We start from the raw sequence: 10,447 nt of genomic DNA, 5'->3' as shown, positions 1-10,447 counted from the left end.
CGCAAGACTTTCTGTATGAAATTCTGAAGGTACATGAAATAGTTTAAAAAAAGAAAGCGTCAAAACGCTTTCTTTTTTTGTTTATAAATATTAATTTGAAATATGAAATAATCATTCTGTATCTCATAAAAGATTGTAAAATATAAAAATTAAAAAGCAACGGCATGTTATTCTTAGATAGCCGGATATTGAAGGCTGTTATGGTATATAAAAACTGATATAATGGTAAAAGATTATGTATTTTTATTGCAATTATATACATAAATCTATAAAATAGATATGGTGAATCATACATAAACTGTGTGAAAAAGGGTATTATTCTGATATATTATATCAGATAAATAAGAACAATAATTACAGATGTATTGTAATAGGAAGGAATGATAATAGCAGGCAGCTATTGAAAAAGGTATGGGAATAAAAGAAGAAACAATAAAAATGAAAGCGGCAGCACCTTATCTGGCAGCTTCCTCTGTAGAACAGAGAAATAAAGCACTTCTAATGGTTGCAGAGAATTTAAGGGCAAATGCGGCAAAGATTTTTGAAGAGAATAAACGAGATCTGGCAGCGGCAGAAGAAGATCATATTGCACAGGCAGTGAAGAAACGCTTGAAGTTTGATGAGGGAAAACTAAGAGATGTTATAAAAGGAATTGAGCAGTTAGTTGCTCTGCCTGACCCATTAGGAAAGGTGACATTAAAACGCCAGTTGGATGAGGGATTAGTTCTGAATCGTGTCAGCTGTCCGATTGGTGTTATCGGAGTTATTTTTGAAGCAAGACCGGATGCACTTGTTCAGATATCATCTCTTTGTATTAAGAGTGGAAATTGTGCGATACTAAAGGGTGGTAGGGAGACAACATATACCAATCGTATCCTGTTTCAGATTATACATGATAGTATAATAGATGCAGGGTTGCCGGCAGATTGTATGCTTCAGGCAGAGCAGCACAGTGAGATTGATGAACTTCTGTCGTGTCATGAGACGGTTGACCTTCTGATACCGAGAGGATCGAACAGTTTCGTTCAGTATATTATGAATCATACAAAGATTCCTGTTATGGGACATGCAGATGGAATCTGTCATATTTATGTAGATAGAGATTATGATCCAAATAAAGCGATTCCGATTATTATCGATGCAAAGACCCAGTATACAGCAGCATGTAATGCAGTGGAAACTTTGTTGATCCATAGAGATATAGCAGGAAAATTTCTTCCGGTTCTTGCAAAAGCATTAAAGGAAAATGGAATTACGCTTCGTGGAACAAAGGAAGTAACAGATCTGATTGGCGGAGAGACAATCGGTGAACAGGAGTTCAAAGAATATCTGGATCTGATTGTTTCTGTTAAGATTGTAGATACGGTAAATGATGCGATCGCACATATCAATAAATACGGTTCCCATCATACAGACAGTATCATTACCGAAAATGCGGAAACTGCAGAATTATTTATGCAGATGGTAGATTCTGCCGGAGTTTATCAGAATTGTTCAACTAGGTTTGCGGATGGTTTCCGTTATGGTTTTGGTGCAGAGGTTGGAATCAGTACAGGAAAGATCCACGCAAGAGGTCCGGTTGGTCTGGAAGGGCTTGTTACTTATAAATACAAGCTGTTTGGATGTGGACAGATTGTAGATGATTATGCAACAGGAAAGAAAGAATTTCATTTTAAAGATTTATAATAAAAATTATTCACAAGATTATTATAGGAGTTAGAAAGATGCATAAGGAATTTCGAATGGGAAATGAAGCAATTGCGCTTGGGGCAATTGCTGCCGGGGTAAATTTGATTTCCGGATATCCGGGAACGCCATCGACAGAGGTACTTGAGACGGTTGCAAAGAACAGAACAAATGACTGTTATGTAGAATGGTCGGTTAACGAGAAGGTTGCCATGGAGGTAGCAGCCGGTGCTGCTTATTCAGGAGCGAGAGTTATGGTAACAATGAAGCAGGTCGGATTAAATGTGGCATCTGATCCGTTGATGAGTCTGGAGTATGTGGGAGTAAAAGGCGGTATGGTGATTCTGGTTGCCGACGATCCGGGGCCAATCTCATCACAGACAGAACAGGATACGCGGACATTTGCAGCATTTTCAAAGGTTCCATGCTTTGATCCTACATCGGCACAGGAAGCTTATGAGATGGTACAGGAGGCTTTTGAGTACTCGGAAAAATATAAAACACCTGTATTCTTAAGACCGACAACAAGAGTGTGTCATGGATATGCAACGATTGAAGTAAAGGATGCGGCAGAATACAAAAAGAATGAATCGGAAGGATTTGTGAAAGATTCCAAACGGTGGGTTATTTTCCCGAAGCTGTCCTTTCAGGCACATCGTAATATTGAAAAGCGAAATGTCGAGTTGGGGGATGTCTTTTCTGAATATGACAGAAATGTTGTGAGTAGGAAGATAGAGACAAGATTTGGTATTGCAACCGGTGGAATCAATTATACATATACAATGGAAGCCCTGGGAGACGATGCAGAAAAAATAGCGATATTTAAAGTAGCGACCCCGTTTCCGTTCCCGGAACGAAAAGCAGTTGAATATCTGGAACAGTTAGATGCGGTTTTATGTGTGGAAGAATTAGATCCGGTGATCGAACGTGCGCTTACCTATATAGCGGGCAAATATCATCTCCCGGTAAAGATCTATGGTAAGCTGACCGGTCATGTAGCAGCCTCAGGTGAGAACACGATTGACAGTGTAAAGGACAGTATCACACAGTTCTTATTGGATCAGGGTATTGCAGTAGACCGGTACAAGGCGCTTACCGCAGGTGAAAAGAACAATCAGTCGGAAGAGTTGGCAGAGATGCCGGAGCTTCCGGTACGTCCACCTGTATTATGTGCAGGTTGTCCTCATCGTGCTTCCTTTTATGATGTAAAATGCGCTATGAAGGGAAAGAAGACAATCTTTTGTGGAGATATCGGATGTTATACACTTGGAAATGCCATGCCGCTTGATATGGTTGACACTTGTCTGTGTATGGGCGCAGGGCTTGGAATTGCGCAGGGTGTTTATCATACAGAACCGGATACGACATGTTTTGCATTTGTTGGAGATTCTACATTCTTCGCGTCAGCAATTCCCGGCGTCGTAAATGCGGTTTATAATCAGGCAGATATGACATTGATCGTTCTTGATAATTCCACGACGGCTATGACAGGACACCAGCCACATCCTGGAACCGGACATACGATGATGGGAGATATTGTAAATAAGATTGATATTGTTGGTATCTTAAAGGGAATTGGTCTTAAGACAGTAGAGACGATCAATCCATTTGAGCATGAAGCAGCGGTACAGACAGTTGCGCGTGTTGCAGCAGAACCGGGTGTGAAGGCAATTATTTTCAAATCTCCATGTATAGCCATTACGAAGTCGTCCAGATGTATGCATATAGATACAGATGCATGTATAGGTTGCCAGAAATGTATCAGAGAGATCGGTTGTCCGGCACTTTACACATTTGAAGGCAAGGTTTGTATCGATGAAAGTCTCTGTACAGGATGTACTTTGTGCAGCCAACTCTGCCCGGTACATGCAATCGGGGACGGACAAGAAGAAAGGGGGCAGGCATAATGAATAAGAATATTATTCTGTGTGGTGTCGGTGGACAGGGAACAGTGCTTGCATCCAAGCTGATCGCAGCCGCAGCTATGGAGAAAGGAATCCCGGTTATGAGTGCGGAAACGATCGGTATGGCACAGCGCGGAGGAAGCGTATTCAGCCACGTAAGAATGGGTGAAAATCTGTATTCACCAATGATAGCAAAAGGAACAGCAGATATGATCCTGGGATTTGAACCGGGAGAAACGGTGCGGATGCTTCCTTATCTGAAAAAAAACGGAGCAGTAGTCGTCAGCAATCGTGCGGTTATGCCGGTTACAGCATCGCTGGCGAAGACCGGTTATAACGGAGCATCTATGATTGATTATCTGAAGACACAGGTAGATCGGGTTCTGGTGATCGATACAGATCAAGCATGTGAAACTCTTGGGTCTGCAAAGGTGTTAAATGTCCTGATGCTTGGAGCCGCAATCTCGACCGGTATGCTTGGACTTGAAAAAGAAGATATCAAACAGGCTTTGATAAAAAGATTGCCGGAAAAATTACATGAGCTGAATTTCAGAGCACTTGATTATATACAATAAAAATATTTTATAAAATAGAAAGTTTGGAGGATAAATAATGGAGATTTCAGAGTTACAGATCAGTCAGGTCAATAAACAGATCGAAGCATTGATTAAGGCTGAAAGTTTTTATGGAAAGAAGCTGGAGGAAGCAGGAATTACAAGAATTTCGACACCGGAGGATTTTAAGAAGCTTCCATTTTCAGAAAAAAAAGACCTGAGAGATGCATATCCACTTGGTTTAATGACAGCACCGGAAAGTGAGATCGTTCGTATCCATTCATCATCAGGAACAACAGGACTTCCGGTTATTATTCCATACACAGCAAAGGATGTAGATGACTGGGCGATCATGTTCAAGCGTTGTTATGAGCTTGCAGGTATCACGAATATGGATCGTATTCAGATCACACCGGGATATGGACTCTGGACGGCAGGAATCGGCTTCCAGAACGGAGCAGAGAAGTTAGGTGCTATGGTCATACCTATGGGACCAGGAAATACGGATAAACAGCTTCAGATGATGCAGGACATGAAATCTACTGTCCTTTGTTCGACGTCTTCTTATGCACTTCTTCTTGCAGAGGAGATCGAGAAACGTGGTATCAAAGATAAGATTTGCCTGAAGAAGGGTGTGATCGGTTCTGAACGCTGGGGCGAAAAGATGAGAAAACGTATCTCAGAGGAACTGGGAATTGAATTATATGACATCTATGGTTTGACAGAGATTTATGGACCGGGTATCGGAATCAGCTGTAAATATGACAACGGTATGCATTACTGGGATGATTATGTCTATATCGAGATTCTTGATCCTGTAACCTTAGAGCCGGTTCCGGATGGCGAAATGGGTGAGATTGTTATAACAACGCTTGTAAAAGAGGGTGCACCTCTGATTCGTTATCGTACACATGATCTTTCAAGAATTATTCCGGGAGATTGCCCATGTGGATGCAAGCATCCAAGGTTAGGTGTGATTATGGGAAGAACGGATGATATGATGAAGATTAAAGGTGTAAATGTATTCCCAAGCCAGATTGAAGAAGTATTGAAGGAATTCCCTGAATTATCAAGTGAATATCAGATTCGCATCTCCCATCTGGATGGAAAAGATACAATGAGAATCTATGTAGAGACGGATGGAAGCGTAGATTTCGTAGAGTTATCTAAGCGTATTGCAGAGAGAGTAAAGAGTCGGATTGGATTTACCCCACTTGTTAAGGTTGTAGAGATTGGGGTGCTTCCAAGAAGTGAGAAGAAGACAAAACGTGTAATTGACGAGAGATATGAATAAAGCAGAAAGCCGGATATGATATTTCATACCCGGCTTTGTTTTTGTCAGTAAATTAGGAATTACAGATCAAATTTTGTCTTTACAAAATCTTCAATGATATCGGCGGTCTTTTTGAAGCCCAGGACGGTTGAATTGATCGTCATATCATAGTTCTTACTGTTGCCCCATTCCATATCAGTGTGATCCTTGTAATATGTTTTTCTGTTACGGTCATGACGTTTGATCGTAGCTTCAGCATCACGTTGGGATAACTGCTTGGTTTCCATAGTACGCTGTAACTTTGCTTCGGCATCAGCGACAATAAAGAATGAAGCTACACAATCCATATCCTTTAATACATAGTCGGCACATCTGCCAACAATTACAAAGGATTCTCCGGATGCTGCCTTTTCTTTTATAAAATCGAACTGAAGACCGGCAAGAATCTCTTCCGGAGAATTGCTGTATCCCTGAACGGTACGAGAGAACAGATATTTTCTAGGTGACTCATCATAGTCTTTAATATTATCTGTATCAAAATTATTCTGTTTTGCAACTTCTTCAATTAGATTACGATTGTAATATGGGACATTAAAACGTTTTGCAATGTCCTGAGCAATTACATGTCCGCCACTTCCATATTCACGACCGATCGTGATAATAACCTGTTTGTCCATATTTTATAACCTCCCTAAAAATATGTAAGTTTCTTAGAAGACGCTGTTATATCGAATAAATACACCGAGTGTACAAATGATCATAACAAGAATAGTAGCAGGAGCCATCTTCTTACAATATTCGCCCCATCCGACCGGATGACCTGCTTTAGCAGCTACTGAAGTACCAACAACATTTGCGGAAGCACCGATAGGTGTTGCATTTCCACCAATATCTGTACCAATGGCTAATGAATAGGCAAGGACGGCAAGAACCCCACCATTACCTGCTGCAAGTTCTTTGATAACAGGAACCATAGTAGCAGCAAATGGAACATTATCGATAAAGGCACTGCAGATAGCTGAGAGCCAGATGATAATAGCAACCATGATATACATATTTCCACCGCTGACGTTTTTGATGAATTTTGCAATGACTTCCAGAATACCGGTCTGCTCCAAACCACCAACGACAACAAATAAACCAATAAAGAATAAGAGTGTCTTGTAATCAATCTTCTTTAAAAGTTCCAGTACATGTCTGCCGGAACAGATCAGTGTGATTATAGCTATTATAACACCAATCGCAGCAACTGTCAGCCCTGTCTGTGTCTGTGTAAGAAGCAGAACAACAGAAAGCAGGAAAATAACACAGCTGAAGATAAATCCGGATTTGTCTGTAATTGCTTCTGAAGGACTTGGTATTGTTGAGGTATCAACCCCACCTTCATTTTGCTTTAATTCCTTACGAAAAGCAAGATAAAAATAGACAATCATAATAACCAGTGAAATAAGAACAAACACACCGGTATTTGTCAGGAAATCAAAGAATGAAAATCCAAGTGAGGTACCGATGATGATGTTTGGTGGATCACCACAGACGGTAGCAGTTCCACCGAGGTTGGAGCAGAAGACTTCTGCCAAGATCATTGGAACCGGATTGAATTTTAATAATTGTGAGAGTTCTACTGTTACAGCTGCAAGGAACAGAATAACCGTGATACTTGCAATGAACATAGAAAGAAATGCTGACAGGATCATAAAGGTGATCAGAATTGGAACAATTCTGTATCGTACAAGCTTTGCAATCAGCATGCAGAGCCATGTAAAGAAACCTGCACGTTTCATACCTTCAACCATGACCATCATACCGGCAATAAAAATAATGGTCGCCCAGCTGATACCGCTGGAATCTTCAGATGCTTGTCCAACTGTATGCCAGAAGCTGGTTGTAAAAATGCTTTTAACGTTTAACACTTCCATGATAGCCTGTCCACTGTGCAGACAGATACCAAGGACAAAGATGATGGTGAGTAATCCACAGCCCAGCGTTATAAGATAATGTTCGATCTTATCAAGAACGATCAGCACAAACATAGCCAGGAAGATGGTTACTGCTAAGATGGATGCTAACATGTTTCCTCCTTCTTGAGAGATACCTGAAAATCATAATGGTAGTATCTCTTCTTATTTATAATATTTTTTTTCCGTTTATCATTATAGGAAGATTGCACAAAAAGTCAATATTTTTCGGTAAAGGTTCGGTAAAGGACGATGAAAATTGATAAAAAACAAGTAAATATGACTAAAAATAGAGTGAGTAAATAAAAAATAGTCATTATATTTGGTACAAATGTTACAATTTTCGACCGAATTGTGGGTAGAAATAAGATTAATAAGAAGAAACTGTTGCATTTCCGTTCAGACTGGGGCATTATAGAGAAAGAATATTAAAGGAGAATGAGTAATTATGTATAAAATTCTTTGTAAAGATGGCAGAGCAAAAAGAGCTACCTTTACGACTGTTCATGGTACAGTGGAAACTCCTGTATTCATGAATGTGGGAACTGCTGCTGCAATCAAAGGCGCAGTTGCTACGACAGATCTGAAAGAAATCGGCTGTCAGATTGAATTATCAAACACCTATCATTTACATGTAAGACCGGGTGATGAGGTTGTGAAGAAAATGGGCGGTTTACATAAGTTTATGTATTGGGATCGTCCGATTCTTACGGATTCCGGCGGATTTCAGGTGTTCTCGCTTGCAGGACTTCGAAAGATTAAAGAAGAAGGCGTTACATTTAACTCGCATGTAGATGGACGCAAGATATTCATGGGACCGGAGGAAAGTATGCAGATCCAGTCTAATCTTGCATCTACGATCGCAATGGCGTTTGACGAGTGTGCACCTGCAAAGGCGGAACGTTCTTATGTGGAGAATTCGGTTGCCAGAACCTATCGTTGGCTGGAGCGCTGTAAGGCAGAGATGACACGTTTAAACAGCCTGCCGGATACGATCAATAAGGAACAGATGCTATTTGGAATCAATCAGGGCGCAGTATATGAGGATATTCGTATTGACCATGCAAAAAGAATTGCGGAGCTGGATTTGCCGGGGTATGCTATTGGTGGATTGGCTGTTGGAGAGACAGCGGAGGAAATGTATCATATTCTGGATGTAACCGTGCCATATCTTCCTGAGAATAAGCCGGTTTATTTGATGGGTGTCGGAACGCCGATCAATATACTCGAAGCAGTTGACCGTGGTGTGGATTTCTTTGACTGTGTATATCCATCCAGAAATGGACGACATGCACATGTATACACAAAACATGGAAAACTGAATCTGAAGAATGCAAAATATGAGACAGATGACAGGCCGATTGAAGAAGGCTGCGGATGTCCGGCATGTCAGCATTACAGCAGAGGTTATATCAGACATCTGTTAAAGGCAAATGAAATGCTTGGTATGAGATTTTGCGTCTTGCATAATTTGTATTTTTATAATAATATGATGAAAGAGATTAGACAGGCTATCGAAGAAGGCTCATATGCATCGTATAAAAAGTCTATGATAGAGAGTTTAACATCAAATGAAGTTTAGAAGGAGAATATTATGAACACATTAGGAATGGTTTTAAGCGGTAGTACACCAGCAAATACAGGTAGCAGCACAATGTTTATCGTTGTATATATCCTGATCTTTGCTGCAATTATCTACTTCATGATGATCCGTCCACAGAAGAAGCAGAAGGCTAAGACAGAGGAAATGCATAACCAGATGGAACCGGGTGACAATATTATGACAACCAGTGGTTTCTATGGCACAATCCTTGATATTGTAGATGACACAACTATCATTGTTGAGTTTGGTAATAACAAGAACTGTCGTATTCCAATGCATAAGAATGCAGTTGCTGAGCTTGAAAAGAAGAATGCAGCAGTAGTGGAAGAAGATAAGGAAAAGAAATAAAGAATATCTTTTTAGATAAGAAGATGTCAGAACAGAAAAATCTCCATGTTCAGTAGAAAATCTGAATATGGAGATTTTTTTCTGTTCTTCAAAAAAGATGCGCTTTTATATTGTCCAGAATTCCGGTGGTGATCCGCATACCGCCGCGACCGGTTCCGAGAGAGATGTCCGGTTTGATCACACCGTGGAAATCCGTACCGCCGGAGACAAACAAGTCATGTCTGTCTGCGATCGCCCGGAGCTTTCCGCTCTCATAGGAATTATTAGAAGAATGATAAGCTTCTAAGCCCTTTAACCCAAGTGGTTTCAGATAGTCCAGTAATTCCTCAATCTGGTTATAACCAAGCTTATAGAGTAATGGATGTGCGAGAACTGCACATTTGCCATATTGGTTGATGATCGAGAGAGCACGTTCACATGTGACCTCCGGTTTCGGAAGATAGTATCTGCATTTTTCGCCAAGGTATTTTTTAAATGCCTGATCCTTGTTCTTGACAATGCCGTCCTCAATCAGAACTCTTGCAAAATGCGCACGGGTAATGACTGTATCCGGATTTCCCTCTTGAAGTTTTTCAATGGTCATATCGATGCCGTCACGCTGAAACAGCTTGCACATTTCCACATTTCGATTAAAACGTGCATCTTTTAAAGCGTTCAATTCAGCAAGAAGTCCGGGATTGGTATAGTCCATATAGAAGCCCAGAATATGGATCTCGCGTGAACCATAGTTGCACGAAAGTTCGATACCGGGAATCAATTCCATAGGGAGAGAATCCTGTGTATCCGGGGCCGGCTGATGATTTTCCATGAACCGGATTGCTTCCGGGACTCCATCAACCGTATCGTGGTCGGTGATCGCCAAAGCGGCAAGTCCCTTATCAAGAGCCATCTGGCACACTTCAGATGGAGTAAAAGAACCATCCGAAGCAGTTGTATGGACATGTAGATCTATAAAACGCATATGTATTCCTCTTTTCTTTATACAATGTAGGATTGGTTTACCGAAATCTAAAAAGATAAAAGCAAACCAAAATAATTATAATATGAATCTAAAAACATGGCAAATTTTTAGACAAACTTATTGATATTTTTTATTAATTGGTATAGACTTAATTGACGGT

At 40.5% G+C, this 10,447-nt stretch carries 9 protein-coding genes; 6 read left to right on the top strand and 3 right to left on the bottom strand.

Annotation, left to right across the window (positions count from 1 at the left end):
* Positions 1-411 precede the first annotated feature (411 nt).
* Genes DWW43_RS08125 through DWW43_RS08110 form a run of 4 tightly spaced genes read left to right on the top strand, consistent with a single transcriptional unit; the run spans position 412 to position 5,438 of the window.
* Positions 412-1,686, top strand: coding sequence for a glutamate-5-semialdehyde dehydrogenase (locus DWW43_RS08125; RefSeq protein ID WP_008401535.1), 1,275 nt, complete (start codon positions 412-414; stop codon positions 1,684-1,686).
* Positions 1,687-1,724: 38 nt separating this feature from the next.
* Positions 1,725-3,593 (top strand): indolepyruvate ferredoxin oxidoreductase subunit alpha, encoded by a 1,869-nt coding sequence (iorA, locus tag DWW43_RS08120; RefSeq protein WP_119963255.1) that lies wholly within the window; start codon positions 1,725-1,727, stop codon positions 3,591-3,593.
* Positions 3,593-4,165 carry an indolepyruvate oxidoreductase subunit beta gene (locus DWW43_RS08115; RefSeq protein WP_119963254.1) on the top strand — a complete coding sequence of 191 codons (573 nt, stop codon included), beginning with the start codon at positions 3,593-3,595 and terminating at the stop codon, positions 4,163-4,165. Before iorA ends, DWW43_RS08115 begins: the two co-directional genes overlap by 1 nt.
* 37 nt (positions 4,166-4,202) lie before the next feature.
* Complete coding sequence (locus DWW43_RS08110) at positions 4,203-5,438, top strand: phenylacetate--CoA ligase (protein WP_117807740.1); 1,236 nt, start codon at positions 4,203-4,205, stop codon at positions 5,436-5,438.
* Between the two features lie 59 nt (positions 5,439-5,497).
* On the opposite strand, the gene DWW43_RS08105 is transcribed toward DWW43_RS08110, so the two are convergent.
* On the bottom strand, positions 5,498-6,094 hold the full coding sequence (locus DWW43_RS08105) for a cytidylate kinase-like family protein (protein ID WP_117807739.1): 597 nt from the start codon (positions 6,092-6,094) through the stop codon (positions 5,498-5,500).
* Positions 6,095-6,127: 33 nt separating this feature from the next.
* Entirely contained in the window at positions 6,128-7,489 is a 1,362-nt protein-coding gene (locus DWW43_RS08100; protein WP_117807737.1) for an SLC13 family permease, read from the bottom strand.
* 334 nt (positions 7,490-7,823) lie between these two features.
* Between DWW43_RS08100 and tgt the strand changes: the two genes are divergently transcribed.
* A complete protein-coding gene (gene tgt, locus DWW43_RS08095; RefSeq protein WP_119963253.1) occupies positions 7,824-8,957 on the top strand; it encodes a tRNA guanosine(34) transglycosylase Tgt in 1,134 nt (377 codons plus the stop codon).
* 12 nt (positions 8,958-8,969) lie between these two features.
* Positions 8,970-9,326 (top strand): preprotein translocase subunit YajC, encoded by a 357-nt coding sequence (gene yajC / locus DWW43_RS08090; protein ID WP_008401544.1) that lies wholly within the window; start codon positions 8,970-8,972, stop codon positions 9,324-9,326.
* 88 nt (positions 9,327-9,414) lie between these two features.
* On the opposite strand, the gene DWW43_RS08085 is transcribed toward yajC, so the two are convergent.
* Positions 9,415-10,287: a PHP domain-containing protein gene (locus DWW43_RS08085; RefSeq protein ID WP_008401545.1), complete on the bottom strand. Its 873-nt coding sequence runs from the start codon at positions 10,285-10,287 to the stop codon at positions 9,415-9,417.
* Positions 10,288-10,447 lie beyond the last annotated feature (160 nt).

Source organism: Clostridium sp. AF15-41, assembly GCF_003604095.1.
Taxonomy (GTDB): Bacteria; Bacillota; Clostridia; order Lachnospirales; family Lachnospiraceae; genus Coprococcus.
Note: the sequence above shows the minus strand (reverse complement) of the source record. Positions and strands in the feature narration are given on the sequence as shown.